The organism is Rufibacter ruber, assembly GCF_014138425.1.
Classification (GTDB): Bacteria; Bacteroidota; Bacteroidia; order Cytophagales; family Hymenobacteraceae; genus Nibribacter; species Nibribacter ruber_C.
Window position 1 is genome coordinate 133,500 of sequence record NZ_JACJIQ010000012.1, and the last position, 14,915, is coordinate 148,414.

Annotated in this window: 12 protein-coding genes; 5 read left to right on the forward strand and 7 right to left on the reverse strand. The window is 53.3% G+C overall.

Annotated features, from left to right (window positions below):
* Positions 1 to 91: 91 nt before the first annotated feature.
* Positions 92 to 3,448, reverse strand: a complete 3,357-nt coding sequence (gene mfd / locus FHS90_RS14700) for a transcription-repair coupling factor (RefSeq protein WP_182513619.1) — start codon at positions 3,446 to 3,448, stop codon at positions 92 to 94.
* A gap of 410 nt (positions 3,449 to 3,858) precedes the next feature.
* Here mfd and FHS90_RS14705 point away from each other — a divergent pair, with 410 nt between their 5' ends.
* The gene (locus tag FHS90_RS14705) at positions 3,859 to 5,115 is read left to right on the forward strand and encodes a PAS domain-containing protein (RefSeq protein WP_182513620.1); all 1,257 of its coding nucleotides are present in this window, start codon (positions 3,859 to 3,861) and stop codon (positions 5,113 to 5,115) included.
* A gap of 54 nt (positions 5,116 to 5,169) precedes the next feature.
* Positions 5,170 to 5,520 carry a histidine kinase gene (locus tag FHS90_RS14710; RefSeq protein ID WP_066836807.1) on the forward strand — a complete coding sequence of 117 codons (351 nt, stop codon included), beginning with the start codon at positions 5,170 to 5,172 and terminating at the stop codon, positions 5,518 to 5,520.
* Between the two features lie 289 nt (positions 5,521 to 5,809).
* On the opposite strand, the gene msrA is transcribed toward FHS90_RS14710, so the two are convergent.
* Positions 5,810 to 6,469, reverse strand: coding sequence for a peptide-methionine (S)-S-oxide reductase MsrA (gene msrA / locus FHS90_RS14715; RefSeq protein WP_066836877.1), 660 nt, complete (start codon positions 6,467 to 6,469; stop codon positions 5,810 to 5,812).
* A gap of 126 nt (positions 6,470 to 6,595) precedes the next feature.
* Between msrA and FHS90_RS14720 the strand changes: the two genes are divergently transcribed.
* From FHS90_RS14720 to FHS90_RS14730, 3 genes are all read left to right on the forward strand, one after another.
* Positions 6,596 to 6,862, forward strand: a complete 267-nt coding sequence (locus FHS90_RS14720) for a hypothetical protein (protein WP_066836810.1) — start codon at positions 6,596 to 6,598, stop codon at positions 6,860 to 6,862.
* 205 nt (positions 6,863 to 7,067) lie between these two features.
* Positions 7,068 to 7,421, forward strand: a complete 354-nt coding sequence (locus tag FHS90_RS14725) for a hypothetical protein (protein ID WP_066836813.1) — start codon at positions 7,068 to 7,070, stop codon at positions 7,419 to 7,421.
* 241 nt (positions 7,422 to 7,662) lie between these two features.
* Positions 7,663 to 8,196, forward strand: a complete 534-nt coding sequence (locus FHS90_RS14730) for a ferritin (RefSeq protein WP_066836815.1) — start codon at positions 7,663 to 7,665, stop codon at positions 8,194 to 8,196.
* A 69-nt stretch (positions 8,197 to 8,265) separates the two neighbouring features.
* Here the strand turns inward: FHS90_RS14730 and FHS90_RS14735 are convergent, their stop codons facing one another.
* The 5 genes from FHS90_RS14735 to FHS90_RS14755 all read right to left on the reverse strand — a co-directional run bounded on the left by FHS90_RS14735 (position 8,266) and on the right by FHS90_RS14755 (position 14,782).
* Positions 8,266 to 8,538: a (2Fe-2S) ferredoxin domain-containing protein gene (locus FHS90_RS14735; RefSeq protein ID WP_066836818.1), complete on the reverse strand. Its 273-nt coding sequence runs from the start codon at positions 8,536 to 8,538 to the stop codon at positions 8,266 to 8,268.
* A gap of 181 nt (positions 8,539 to 8,719) precedes the next feature.
* Complete coding sequence (locus FHS90_RS14740) at positions 8,720 to 9,280, reverse strand: hypothetical protein (RefSeq protein WP_182513621.1); 561 nt, start codon at positions 9,278 to 9,280, stop codon at positions 8,720 to 8,722.
* A gap of 648 nt (positions 9,281 to 9,928) precedes the next feature.
* Positions 9,929 to 10,510, reverse strand: a complete 582-nt coding sequence (locus FHS90_RS14745) for a hypothetical protein (RefSeq protein WP_066836824.1) — start codon at positions 10,508 to 10,510, stop codon at positions 9,929 to 9,931.
* Positions 10,511 to 10,588: 78 nt separating this feature from the next.
* On the reverse strand, positions 10,589 to 14,113 hold the full coding sequence (locus tag FHS90_RS14750) for a DUF7948 domain-containing protein (RefSeq protein ID WP_182513622.1): 3,525 nt from the start codon (positions 14,111 to 14,113) through the stop codon (positions 10,589 to 10,591).
* Positions 14,114 to 14,236: 123 nt separating this feature from the next.
* Positions 14,237 to 14,782, reverse strand: coding sequence for a YfiT family bacillithiol transferase (locus tag FHS90_RS14755; protein ID WP_066836830.1), 546 nt, complete (start codon positions 14,780 to 14,782; stop codon positions 14,237 to 14,239).
* Between the last annotated feature and the right edge of the window lie 133 nt (positions 14,783 to 14,915).

Below are 14,915 nucleotides of genomic sequence, written 5' to 3' on the forward strand. Positions count from 1 at the left end.
GGCGTTTCCTGAAATTACAAATCAAACAGCACTTTTCCTCTATGGTTTCTGTTTTCGGGCTGTTTTTTGAAAAACAGCCCGAAAACAGAAATCAGGATTGAAGTTCTTCAAAAATAGCCTTGGCTGCCTCCAAGGTACGTATGTCTTCAATAATGACAATCAGTTTATCCTTGGCTTCTTTCAGTCTGGAACGGCGGGAGTGCTGCTGCACGTACTGCAAAATTCGGCTAAAGGTTTCAGACTGGAAGTACGCTTCATTGTGCTGGCTTGGTATGTAGCCTTTGATGGTTTCTTTCTTAATGGTCAGCTTCTCAAAGCCCAGGCGGCAAGCCTCCCAACGCATTTTTACAATGGCCACCAGCTGCTGCACCTCTGGGGGCAGCGGCCCGAACCGGTCTACCATGCCTTCCACCAGTTTGTCAAGGCTCTCCAGGTCTTTCACGCTGTCCAGCTTGCTGTACATCTGCAGACGCTCAGAGATGTTGCTGATGTACGAGTCTGGGATGAGAATCTCCAGGTCGGTTTCAATAGAGCATTCACGCACGGGCTCTACCAGATTCTCCAGGTCCAGCTCTTTGAAGAACAGGTCCCGGAACTCGGTTTCCTTGAGCTCCTGCACGGCCTCGTCCAGAATCTGGTGGTAGGCCTCAAAACCCAGGTCATTGATGAACCCGCTCTGCTCGCCGCCCAGCATGTTGCCCGCTCCCCGTATGTCCAGGTCCCGCATGGCAATCTTGAAGCCTTCGCCCAGGTCAGAGAACTCCTCCAGGGTGCTCAGGCGCTTGCGGGCATCTGACGGCAGGCCAGAGACAGGGGGCGTCAATAAATAACAGTACGCTTTCTTGTTGGAACGGCCCACACGCCCGCGCATCTGGTGCAAATCACTTAGCCCGAACATGTGCGCCCGGTTGATGATAATGGTATTGGCATTGGGAATATCCAGCCCGCTTTCAATGATGTTGGTGCTGACCAGCACGTCATACTCGGCCTCTACGAAGCGCATCATGCGCTTCTCCAGCTCCTCTGGGTCCATCTGGCCGTGGGCGTAGGTGACTTTGGCATCTGGCACCAGCTTGAGAATAAGGTTGGCCATTTCTTCAATGTCTGAGATGCGGTTGTGCACAAAGAAGACCTGCCCTTTGCGTTTCAGTTCATACGCCACGGCGTCTCTGATGAGTGCATCATCAAATACGTGCAGCTCAGTTTGCACCGGCTGGCGGTTGGGTGGCGGCGTGGCGATCACAGACAAGTCACGGGCGCCCATGAGCGAGAAGTGCAGCGTGCGCGGAATAGGCGTAGCCGTCAACGTCAACGTGTCTACGTTTACTTTTATCTCTTTGAGCCTGTCTTTGGTTTTTACCCCAAATTTCTGCTCCTCATCAATGATTAACAGACCAAGGTTCTTGAATTTGACGTCTTTGCTGGCCAGGCGGTGGGTGCCAATCAAGATGTCGGTTTTGCCTTCGGCCACGCGGGCTAAGGTTTCTTTGATTTGTTTGGTGGTCTTGAAGCGGTTGATGTACTCCACGTTCACGGGGAACGCCTCCAGACGGTCTCTGAACGTTTTGTAGTGCTGCATGGCCAGAATGGTAGTAGGCACCAGCACCGCTACCTGCTTGCCGTCACAGGCGGCTTTGAAGGCGGCCCGTATGGCCACCTCAGTCTTGCCAAAACCTACGTCCCCGCAGACCAGCCGGTCCATGGGGTGCGGCTGTTCCATGTCAGCTTTCACGTCTTCAGTAGCCTTGCCTTGGTCTGGGGTGTCTTCATAGATGAACGAAGATTCCAGCTCGGCCTGCAGGAAGCCGTCACGGGAGAAGGCGTAGCCGGGGGCTTTCTTGCGTTTGGCGTACAGGCTGATGAGTTCGGCGGCAATGTCTTTGACTTTGCTTTTGACGCGCTTCTTCTTGTTTTCCCATTCAGGGGAGCCCAGTTTGCTCATGGTGGGCGGCGTGCCTTCTTTGCCGGTGTACTTGCTGATTTTGTGCAGCGAGTGAATGCTCACGTACAGCAAATCATCATCCCGGTAAATTAACCGTATGGCCTCCTGCAGCCGTCCGCCCACTTCTACTTTCTCCAGCCCCGCAAACCGGCCAATGCCGTAGTCCATGTGCGTGACATAGTCGCCGGGTTTGAGGGTACGCAGTTCTTTTAGGGTCAGTGCCTTTGATTTGGAGTAGCCTTCTTTGGTCTTATGCTTGTAGAAACGCTCAAACAGCTGGTGGTCTGTGTAGCACACCAGTTTTACCAGGTCATCTACAAAGCCTTCGCGCAGCGCCAGCATGAGGTGGTGGAACCGCACGTCATGGTCCAGCTCGTCAAAGATGGTGGTAAGGCGGTCTGCCTGGCGCGGCGACTCAGCGGCAATGACGTTCACGTAGCTGTTGCTCTGGTTCTCGTGCAGGTTCTGGACCAGCCGTTTAAAGTCTTTGTTGAACGACGGCTGCGGGTGCGCCTGAAACTGCACCACCTCTGCGTTCTTGAAGTTGAACCGCTTGCCAAATTCCACCAGGGTAAAGGCCTCCAGCCGTTTTTTGAAGGCTTTGCCGCTTTCAAACAGGTCTTCTGGGTTAGAGACAATCTGCACCCCCGCGCTGCTTTCCAGCATCTCCTGAAACGCCTGCTCGGCTTTTTCATACGACTCAGAGACTACATCCAGGGTGTGGCGGTAATCTTTGACCCAGATCTTGCTGTCTTCGGGAATGAAGTCTAAAAACGATTCCCGTGTCTCCTGCAGCAGTTTGGTCTGTACGTTGGGAATAATGGAGATGTGTTTCTTTTGCTCTACACTCAGCTGTGTGCTGGGGTCAAACGTTCTGATGCTTTCAATCTCATCACCAAACAGCTCTATCCGGAACGGCAACTCATTGGCGTAAGAAAACACGTCTACAATGCCCCCGCGCACGGCAAACTGACCGGCCTCATAGACAAAGTCAGTACGCTCAAAGTCATAGCTGGTGAGCATCTCAGAGAGAAAGTTTACGTCCAGCTTTTCGCCCACTTTGGCACCCAGCGTGTTGGCCACCAATGATTTTTTGTTGATAACCTTCTCAGTGAGCGCCTCTGGGTAGGTGACAATCAGAGCCCCGGCCCCGGCGCGGTCATTGAGGCGGTTGAGCACCTCTGCGCGCAGCAGAATGTTGGCGTTCTCTGTGTGGTCAAACTGATAGGCGCGCTTGTACGAACTGGGGAACAGCAGTACCTCCTGGCCGTCTTCCAGCAGGTTGGAGAGGTCACTGTAGAAGTAGGCGGCCTCTTCGCGGTCATGCAGAATGAACAGGTGCGTGTCTGGGTGCATGGTCTGCAGGGCAGAAGCCACCACGGCGTCCAGGCTGCCTACCAGGCCTTTCAGTTGTATATGTTGGGGTTCAGGAGTCTGCAGGCGCTGGGCCACGGTTTGCACCACGGGATCCTGCCGGTACAGCTCCAAAAATTGGGTTGCTTTCAAGGGTAACTCTTTTCTGAAAAATCAAAGGCAAAGCTAGCCATTCTTAGAGCATGTTTAAAATTTGTCTTTTGTGCTCAAATGGCCAAAGCAAGCGCCTGGCATTGTGCGTTGAGCAAACAAAGCCAAGGGCTTGAACAGCGCTTGCTGTCTCCCTGGAAACGCAAGGGGAGAAGGCTTGGTTCTGTACCGGCGGGAGAATCTGATCACTGCGTTTTTGGCCTGTTTTCAGAAAAACAGGTCAAAAACAGGAAACTAACCTGAAAATATTTGATGTGTGGCAAAACCTTTTGGCAGAAGACACGCTTTTTGTAGCAGGAACGGCAGGGCCAGGGCAGTAGGAAAACGCCTTGAATAAGTTACTTTTGCCCATGTCCCGGCTTCCCTCCCAAGCCTAACCAAAGCACCCTCCTATGGACTTCTTCGATTACTTTATCAACGTTCCTGAGAACATAGTGGTGGTTTCGCCTGAGCTGAAGATTTTGGCAGCCACCAACACATACCTGAAAACCACCATGAAAACCCGCGAGGAAATCCTGGGAAAGGTTTTCCTCAAAGAGGTGTACCAGAACCCGGCGGTTTCTTTTGAGGAGAACCCGGTGGTTCTGTCTATCAAAAGGGCCATGCAAACCAAACAGGTTGACTATCTGGACGTGCTGCGGTATGACCTGGAGAAATCTGCCGCTGATGGCGGCGGGTACGAGACCCGCTACTGGGAGGCATCGCACACGCCGGTGCTGGATGAGGCGGGGCAGGTGCGCTTTGTGATTCAGAACACCCATGATGTGACCGAGCGGGAACTGGCCAGGCAGGCTAGTAAAATCAACGAGGAGAAATTCAGGTTCCTGACAGACGCGGTTCCGCAGTTAATCCATACCAATGACCCGGAGGGAGGCTGCACCTACGTAAACCGGCGCTGGCTGGACTATACCGGCCTTCCGGCCGAAGAACTGCTGGGCGACAAATGGCAGCAGACCATTCACCCTGAAGACCTGGGGCAGGTGGCCCAGCGGCGCCAAAACGCCATGACGGAGCATGTGGAATACCAGATAGAGCTCAGGATTAAGAGCAAAGACGGGCAGTACCGGTGGCACCTGCTCAGAAGTGTTCCCATGAAAGATGCAGACGGTTCTGTGATCATGCGCGTGGGCAGCGCCCATGACATTCACAGCACCAAAATCATGGTGCAGGAAATGCTGGACACCAATGAGCAGCTGTCTGCCCTCTCAGACCAGGTGCAGCAGGCGTACCAGCAGGCCGAGGACCAGCGGGCCACCATGGAGCAGCTCATCATGCAGGCGCCAGCCGTCTTTGCCATTCTGCGCGGGCCCCAGCACCGGTTTTCATTGGTGAACCCGCGGTACCAGCAACTCTTCCCCAAGCGGGAGCTGCTTGGCAAAACCGTGGCAGAGGCGTTGCCTGAGGTGGTGGGCCAAGGCTTTATTCAGATCCTGGACAGCGTATTTGAAACCGGCCAGCCTTTTGTAGCCGAAGAGATTGGCATTACCCTTGACTGGCACAACACCGGCCAGCAAGAAGAAGCGTTTTTTACCACCACTTATCAACCTTTGGTAGAAAATGGGCAGGTGGCGGGAATTATTGCCTTCGGGTATGATGTTACCCCTGCAGTTAAGCTGAGACAAGAATTGGAGAGCCTTAAAAATGGTTGAGAAGTCTTGCTTTGAGAAGTTGCCTGTTCAACACATAAGGAAAGCGTGCTCCAGATGAACCAAGCCCAGATAGATTTTCAACAGTTGCGCATTAAACATATCCTGTTTAAGTCAAAGGTGCGCTCTGTGTTGTACGGGGGCAAGGTAGATGAGGAGTTCTTTTCCCGCACCGGTCCCATTCACAGCTGGCTCACCTCTGTTGGCTCCTCCCGTTACCATTCTGCGGCTGAGATGCTGGAACTCAAACAGGTGCAGCAGAACCTTGATGCGGCTGCCCAAAGCCTTTTCAGCCTCTACCGGAGCGGTCAAATTGAGCAGGCCCAAAACGGCCTTGCCGAAATAGAAGCCCTTTCTGACCGTTTTCTGGAACTGCTTTCTGCGTTAGAGGGTAAAATGTTCGTTTAGAGCATTTCTGTCTCTTCAGAACAAATAAGTAGCAAGGGAAATTACAACACTGATTTTTTGCCTTCCTGCAAAGATCTTGGCCGCAAGCAAAATACACGCCTATGGGCCGCTACTGCCGTTCGCCCCTTAGATCTGCTTAGGGTGACAGGGAGAACCGAGGAGTAAGGTCATTTCTACCCCGTCACTTAACGGCCCACCTGTCCTTCTGAATACAGGTGCAACAAAAAAGCCACTCTTTGGCAGAGTGGCTTCCATTTCAACGGTTTGGCGCAGCAGGGCCGCCACAGGCTTATTCGTTGTCTTTGAGTTTGCCTTCCATCTTCTTTTTAAACTTCTCCAGCTTGGGTTTGGAGACGGCGCGCATGTACGGGTTGTCCTGGTTGTATTTGTAAAAGTCCTGGTGCTCCTGTTCTGCTGGCCAGAATTCAGTAAAGGCTACCACTTGCGTAACAATGGGGGCCTGAAACGCACGGGCTGCGTTCAGCTGCTGGATATAGGCGTCAATCTGCTTTTTCTCTTCAGGGGTGCGGTAGAAGATGGCTGAGCGGTACTGCGTTCCCACATCAGGGCCCTGGCGGTTAAGGGTGGTGGGGTCATGGGCCGCAAAGAAGGCCTCCAGTAGCGTCTGGTAAGAAATCACCTTGGGGTCATACGTAATCTGTACGGCTTCGGCATGGCCAGACTGGCCGGTGCTTACTTCTTCATAGGTGGGGTTTTTAGTGGTGCCGCCGGTGTAGCCAGAGACCACGCTGGTCACGCCTTTGAGTTTCTCGGCAGCTTCCTCGGTGCACCAGAAGCAGCCGCCGGCAAAGGTGGCCACGGCCAGCCCGTTGGGGGTGGTGGGTTGGGGAGTGGCTGCCTTCGGCGCAGCCGTCTGGTTGTTTTTCTGGCGCTGAGCGCAGGCAGACAGGCCCAGGAGCAGTATGAAAGAAAAAAGGAGGTGTCTCATAGCGGTTAAAGGGCGTTGGGCCGTTTTAAAGTAAAACCGGAAAGGGTGGGCAATAGTTTCTGCGGGCCAGGGTAACATTTTGCAGCTTGCCCCGTGAAAATAGGCAGGACCTAACCAAATAGAACTATGTCAGCATCTGCGAAAACCACCACAGACCACAGTACCATAAAAAAATGGGCCGAAGCCCGTGACGGCAAACCCGCCACCGTAAAAGGCACCGGCCACGGTGACGAGGCCGGGCTGCTGCGCATTAATTTCCCCGGCGGGGCCGAAGATAGCCTGGAAGACATCTCCTGGGACGAGTTCTTCCAGAAGTTTGAGGAGAAGAAGCTGGCGTTCCTGTACCAGGATGAGAAAGACAGCACCTTCAACAAACTGGTAAACCGCGACTAGCCAGTTTCTCTGTGCCTATTCCATAAAAAGGCGTTTTGGGGCTGTTTTCTGAAAAACAGCCCCAAAACGCTTTTTTATGGGGAAATCCAGGAGTTGAGCCCCGTCAGGAATTTAAATGAGGAAAATCACCAGATATTATTTGGACTAATTCTAAACTGAAACTATTTTTGTGCTGTTGCTTCAGTAATCAAAGTATAGAGTCCCCATGCCTACGCCTCCCTGCCTGCACGAAATCTTTAAAACCGCTTATGGTGCCGTTTACCAGTGTAACCGGTACAACTGCTATTTTGTAGAGTTTGCGGGAGGTATTTCGCCGTTCAAGGTGGCTGATTTCAAGGCCCTGAAGCGCCAGGTAGATGCCATTGATGTCTCTGAGATGGCCCAGGATACCAGCCGCGCCTCAGACGTGTACGTGCTCATGCCTGCCCGCTCAGAGCGTTGCTTTGTGCTGGGCCTGGCAGATGTGGTGCGGTTTCAGGAGCTCCTGCATGGGGCCAAAGCCATGATCACCCTGAACAGCCTGTTGCATGAATGCCTGCACGCCCCGGTGCTGGCCTAACCCGCTTGCCCTGGCCTTGGCGGGGTACCCTGCTCTTCCTGTTTCTGGGCTGGTTTTCCCAAAATAGCCCAAAAACGCGCCCTCTTCTTCTGGGCATTCTGGCGTGAATTCTTGTATTTAGACTGAATATGTATTGCGCAGATTCAGCGGTAAAGGAGAACCAATCAATCGTTTTGCGGGTATATTTGAGTTCAGACGCTACACTGGCTAGCCGCCTGCCCAACTTGATATACTGCAAACCATGAAAGATTTATTGAGACTGCGTACCTCGCTTTCAGAAGAAGTGGAGACGCTCTTAAACGAACAGATAAAAGTAGAAGCCCATTCCTCTGCCACCTATTTAGCCATGTCTAGCTGGTGCAACCGCCAGGGCTTTGACTACAGCGCAGATTATTTTATGAAACAGTCACATGAGGAGCGGGAGCACATGCTCAAGCTGTTCAACTTTGTGAGTGACTTGGGCGGCCACGCCATCTCCCCAGAGGTGGTAAACATTCCGCAGGAGTTTGACTCGTTCAGAGATGTGTTTGAGAAAGCCCTGCAGCAGGAGATCTTTGTGACCCAGCAGTTCAACCGCCTGGCAGACCAGTGCATGAAGTCTAAGGATTTCATGACGTTCCAGTTCCTGCAGTGGTTCCTGAATGAGCAGGTAGAGGAAGAGTATGTTGCCCGCCGCGCCCTGGAACTGTTTGACGTGATTGGCGAAGAAGGCACCGGCCGCTATGAGATTGACAAGGCGGTGCGTAAAATCAGCTATGACGGTGGCGAAGAATAAGTCAAGCCGCACTCTACCCTAAACGGTATAAAAGAAAATCCCTCAGGTAAACGGGCCTGAGGGATTTTCTTATTTTTGGAGTACCTGTTCTCTGAGGATCTGCAGGATCTGGTGCTCTGTCATGTCATGCAGCCAGAGGTTCTGCGGCTGCAGGCAAAAAATAGGGCCGTGTTTGCAACGATCTGTGCACTCGGTTTTGATGATCTCCACCTCATCTTTGAGCCCGGCCATCTTGAGCTGGTCTCTTATCTCTTTTCTGATTTCCTTGCCCCCGCGCTTCTGGCATTTGCTGCCGGCGCAGGCGTAGATAACTTGCTTGGGGGTGGTTGGGTATTTGCTCATGGGCTGTTCTTCTTCTTGGGCGGCTCTCTTCCTTTTCTCCTACGGAAAAAAGCGGCTTTGCTGTGTTTGCCAGCCGCAGCCTGCATGGGGAATGATCACTGCAGCGGCGTGGTTTTGTTATTGGTGGTTGTTTTCTGTTTTTGGCCTGTTTTCTGAAAAACAGGCTAAAAACAGCTCTCTGCTAGTCTAGCACTTCCTCCCGGGTGCGCTGCATTTGCATGATCTTGTAAATGTAGAGCAGGATACCGGCCGCCAGAAGGCCATACATTAAATATGTCAACCAGTTATAGCGGTTTTTCTTGATGGTTTCCTCAGGCAGTAAAAAAGACTGGTTCTTAGAAGGTACTGCTAACCCAAAGAGCTTGCGTTCGCCATCTGTGTCTAAAGGGTTAATGCTGCCATCATACTCTACCCGCACCCGGTCGCCGGGTTTCACCTGCGCCTTGAAAGCAGCGGTGTCAAAGGCGGCGGCATCACGTTTGGTCAAAGCAAACCGTTCTGAGAATTCTTTGAGCCAGACCCCGTAGTCCCGCTCGCCCTCAGGGGTTTTCCTGAAGGAATAATTGATCAGCGTGCCTTCCTTTACGGTCAGGTCAGTCACGGTACGCACGCCGCCGCCAATGCTCTGGTAGATCATCAGGGCCAAGCCGGCTACAAGGAGCAGGGTGGCCGGCAGAAACTTGCCGGAGATGGGCATGGGAAACGTGGGAGTGCCTAAGGTTCTTCTGGGGCGTTGCGCCATATGGGTAAAATGAATTCAGGTCTAAAAGTATAAAATAAAAACCCTTCCCAGGTGATAAGAGTTCGATTTTACACGTGAAGCCCTTTCTCCCAGAGCCCGTTTTGGGCGGCAATGTTTCTGTGCTGCGTGTGCCTGCCCGTGATCATCTGGCCTGTTATCTTGAGCGGTGGAAAAAGACAGAGCTGGTGGAGGTGCGGCGTGCGTTAAGACAGAACCACCGCTTGGTTCCTGAACGGGAAGAGAACCCATGTGCAGAGAGCCAAGTTGACAGTACTTTTAGCTAATTGCAGGAAGGGCAGAGGGGAAAAAACTGAAGCCGCTTAAAAAGGAGTAGCGGCCGGTTAAAATTTATCATTGCCGCGGCTACCCTATGCGTGCATAATCAAAAGTTACCCTTGCCCTACGGCGTACGCGGGGGCATGGCTGGTGGCTTTAGGAGTAGCCGTCTCCTGCATGCCTGATGAAGGGGTGGGGTTCTGCCCTGGTAGGAGTTGCCTCTGTTTTTGGCCTGTTTTCAGGAAAACAGGCCAAAAACAGAACAGAATTTTTAGACATTCTAGTTGCGAGCCAGCTTCTAACGGCCCATGCTGTAGTCAGAACAGCTACAGATCTTCTATAAGACCCCAAAAAACTCTGCTGTATTCCCTGCTAGAAGGCAGCGTCTTTGAGACGGCCTTCTGTGATGCGGTACCCTTTGCCGGCAATTGCATCAAATACCTCCAGCTCAAAGTTGGCCGAGAAGCGCCTTTTCTCTGCATTGAATTCGGTCACGGTAAAGGTGCCCACGTGTTGTGCATCTGTGGTGAACACGCCGTGGGAGATGATGTAGGGTCTGCGGTCCAGAAATTTAAGGGCTCCATTATTGCCGGCACCGCTGCCGTACGTCTGGTCCAGCTTCTGGTACACCGGTGATTCGTCATTGAGGGTGAACGTGCCCGTGGTCCTTACATTCTTGACCGTGAGGTGAATGCTTCTGGTTGAGTCATTGCAAGCGTCTGTGCCAATGATTGATAAATTGCCAGATGCGGCATCATAGGTCACGGCTAGTTTATCTTTGGGGAGGGTAATGTCAGGGCTCTTCCCGCTCCCGCTCAGTATGGAGCAGGCGGTGAATTCACGGCCGTTGATTTTGGCCGTCATCACAGGGTCTGCCATCAATTCATCAGCAACGCTGCAGCTGGTAAACACGGTAGCTGTACAAAGCAGCAGGAGGGCAAGAAATGGGCGCATAAGGATATCTGGAATAGAGAATTCTTATCACCTGACCATTAAAGTTCTCTATTCCCCTATGCCAGGTTTTTTTTATTTCTACCGAACTATCTCCACCCAGCCTTTGGCGGTATTGCCCGCTTCGTCTTTCAGCAGGTAAAAGTAGGTGCCGTCTGATAGCTTGCCCCCGTTCCAGCTTTGCTGGTAGACCTTTTCATAGTGTACTTGCTTGCCCCAGCGGTTAAAGATGGTAATCTCTGTAGGCAGGCAGCTGAACTTCTGGAAGAAGGTCTCGTTGAGGTTGTCTCCGTTAGGCGTGATGATGTTGGGCAGGAAGTTAGGTTCTACCACCACCTGGGCTATGGTTCTGGTTTCCTCACAACCGTTTCCGTAGAAGGTGGTGAGGGTTACCTTGTACGTGCCGGCTCGCTCATACACATGCTGCGGCTCCTGCTCTGTTGACTGGCTGCCGTCACCAAAGTCCCAGGCAAAACGGGTGGCATTGGTGGTTTGGTTGGCAAAAACTGCTTTAAACGGGGTATAGCCGGTAATCTGCGGGTTGCTAAAGCAGAGACCATTGGTGAGGTTGGCCCGGAAAACAGGGGTGGGGGCCACAGAGATGGCCACGTTTTTAAAGACGGTGCAGAGGCCGGCAACGGTGTAGGTGGCCTGGGTAGAGCCGGTGAAGCCCTGCGGAGGCGTAAATAGTCCGGTGGCTGAGACGTGGGCGCCGGTCCAGATCCCACCAGCCGGGGTGGCGCGCAATTGGAAAGGCGTCATACTGCCTGGGCAGATAACCGTGTCTGGGCCCGTCTGAATAGCAGGGGCGGCCAGAACCTCTACCTCTTTGGTAACAGTACCGCAGATCCCGTTACTGCCGTTGCTGGAGTAGGTAACCGTGTGCTGCCCTGGGCCAAGCAAACCGGGCGAAAAGGTTGAGGTCACCGTCCCGTTTACCTTGAAGGTGCCCCCGGCGGGTGTCCCTTGCAATTGAACAGGCGCACTACTGGCGCAAATGGGGCCTTGAAGGGCAATAGTATGCAAGCTGGTCTGGTTAACGGTAATTACCATGTTGTTGGCGCGGGTACATTGTCCGGTTCCGGGAATGGTATAGGTAAGGGTATTGTTCCCGAGAACGGCTTGGCTTGGGGTAAAAACATACTGGCTATTGACCAGACTGACCCCGTTCCCGCTCCAGATTCCCCCAGCAGGCGTGCCACCCAAAATAATGGGCGCGTCTCCTGTACAAACCCGCCTGTTGGCCCCAGCCACGGGTGTGACTACCTGGAAATCAAATTTAAAGGCGGCGTTGTTGCAGTTGGAGCTTTCGTTGTCTTTCCTGAAATAGTGTGCTCCGGGAGGGATGGGGAAATTTGTTCTCCCCTGGCACCCGCCGCATACGGCCTGATAAATGAAGCCCCTCCGGTCAAACCTGCTGGTGCCGCCGTCTACGTGTTCAGTTGCAGAGGTGTTGCTGGCTTGAAGGCCCCCGTAGAAAGTAGCATATTCCAGAGAGGCGGCATTGGGTGAGAGCTGCATCAGGTAAAAGTCTCCGCCGTCTGTGGTTTTCTGTACCGCGTTAGAAGTGAACTGCAGGCCATTGGTAGTGCCGTTGCCGTAATTGACATTGGCGCCGCCGCCCCACCCGCAGACATAGATGCGCTCACAGTCATCTACCAGAAAGGCTGTTGGGGAAATGTCCAGGTTAGGTCTGCCAGATCCAAAGACGGTGGAGAAAAGGGTTGTTTTCAGGTCAGGGGTGAGCTTATGGATAAACTGCTTGCCGTTGGTGTTAGAATACGTGTCTGCGGTTACCGGGTACCCCCCCAGGCTCTGCCCGTACACATACACGTTGGCCTCTACATCAAGCTGCAAAAAATAAGCCTGGTCATAAGAGCTGGTACCCAGGTAGGAGGCCCCCAATACCTTGTCTCCGTTTTTGTCAATTTTTACTACAAAGCCGTCTACATCTCCTCTGGCGGTAGGGTGAAGCCCACCGGTGGTGTTAGGCAAGGTGGTGCTGGTGGTGCCACCGGCTATGTACACATTGCGGGCGGTGTCAAGCTGGATAGAGTATGCGGCATCCTCCCCTTCCCCCCCGTAGTAACTGCTCCAGATGATCTGATTCAAGGCTGGGGTGAGTTTGCAGACAATGGCATCAGAGCCGCTATAGGCTTGGTTCCTAAAGCCGTTAGGCGCGGGGAAATCATTTGAGGCCGTGCTGGAGGCCACATACACAAAACCGTCTGGGTCTGTAATAATGTCACCTCTGAACTGGTCACCGTAATTTCTGGTTAAGGGACTTGTGATTTCTAATAACCCGTCATTCTTGCTGCCGCCCAGAAAGGTAGAGGCAATAAGGGCTCTGCCGTCTTCACTCAATGTAGTAATGGCCAGGTCAGAGCCCTGGGAGTAATTAGGGTCGCTGTTATTCCCCAGCGGGGAAATAGCGGTGCCTTGCCCAAAGAAACGGTCAAAGGCGTTGAGACTGGTAGGGAAATTTGATGAGCCCACGCTAGACAGGATGAGGAGCTGGTTTTGGGCATTCACCACCATGCTGTGGGGGCATTCTGCATTGCTCCCTCCCAAATAGGTGGCGTATAGCCGGGCCGCATCTCCTGTCACATTTGTCCTGAACTTGAGAATGCCAATGTCTACTGAACCGCTAAACGTGGTCTTGAAGGCCCCGGTAGAAGCCGGAAAACCTGTGTTGAACACAATGCCCCCAGAATACATATTGCCTTGGCTGTCATACGTGGCGGTAAAGCCCCAATTGTCTGCGCTAGAGCCGGAAAAGGTTGAAAACACCACCACCGGGTCAATCACCAGCGGTAGCTTCAGGTTATAGCCTTTAGGGAACTGAAACCCCAGTACGTTTCCGGTTAAGGTGTAGTGGCAGGGCACCTCCACCCGCTGGCCGTTGACCATTTGAAAAGCCACCGGCCGCTGCTCTGTGATAGTGCCTACAGAGGTTTGTATCTGCAGGTGGCCATTGGTCAGTTTCAGGCCCGTAACCCCGTCATAGCGCAGCTTGATATGGTCTGTGGCGGTACCGGCGGTGAGGTGCAGGTCATATTTAAGTTTGCCGCCGTACTCATAGAGCGCCAGGTCTACCCCGGGGTACAGGGCCTGGTAAGTTACTTTTCTGAAGCCTCTGGCCCCGCTCCCCCAGCGGGCAGGATTGTCACCCAGGTAATAGTTCCTGAGCCCTGCAGTGGGTTCTAAGGCGGTGAGCGGGGTGGTGGGGGTGGCGCCTTCAAAAGTGACAGAATAGGCATGGCCCCTCAGTTCATCATGGGGTTGGGCGGCAAGGGTGGTCTTTGGCTGGGGCTGCCCGTGGGAGTTGAATTTCTCTAAGGCGGCGGGGTCATGGAAGACATACGTAAAGCAGGTGGGCTGCAGGAACAGTTTACCGGTAGGGATGTCTGCCGCATACTTCACCTGGTGGGGCCACTGCCCTTTGTTCTCTACAAACTCAAGCGTTCTGGTATCTGCTGAAAACCGTGCCGTTTGCTGGCCGGAAACTACTGCGGGGGCTGGCGCCTGCGGGGCGGGCAGACCCAAAAGCAGGCCCAGTAACAACTGGTAAGCAGAGAGAATGAAAAGGGAAATAGAGAAACGCATAGCCAGAATGAAACTTCTGACTAAATTAAACTAAATTTTGTAATATTCTTGAAACTGAATTGCCGTTTTTGGCCTGTTTTTCAGAAAACAGGCCAAAAACGGCAACCTGTGGTAAACAATTGCCTACCAGCCCCTTCTTTCCTTCAACGCGGTGATGTGCGCCAGGTGGTGCCGGCTGTGCCAGGCATACAGCGCCACCACCTGAAACAGGAACAGCTCGCCGCCTTCAGGATGCACAAATGTGCGGTGCCACTGCGGGAAATCCATGGCGCGCAGCAGGTGTGCCCAGCGCTGGTGCAGTGCGGTTAGCAGTTGAACCGAAACCGCCGGATCCCCCTCACGGGCGTCTGGCAGCTGCGCCCAGCCCGCCTCGTCATACGGTTTAATCACGGGCCTCTCTTCGGTCAGCGCCAGCCGGAACCTAATGTAGCTGTTCATGTGGCTGTCCGGCAGGTGGTGCACCACCTGCCGGATGGTCCAGCCGCCGGGGCGGTAAGGGGTGTCCAGCTGTTCCTCAGAAAGACCGGCAATGGCCTGCTGCAGCTGCTCCGGCAGCGCCTCCAGGGTGGCAATGGCCTCCTGGATACGCACTGATTGAAACACAGAAGGGGCTTCAAACCGGCCCACCGGAAAGCGCAGTTGTTCTATAGACAGGGTAGGGGTTTCCATAAGCGTGCATTACATCTCGTTCAAAGCAAATCTAACAAAACCGTACCACCTGCCCCGCGTTTTTGACCTATTTTTCTGAAAACAGACCCAAAACAGCACCAGTTGAAAAGTTCGGGCAAGGCCAATGGGGACT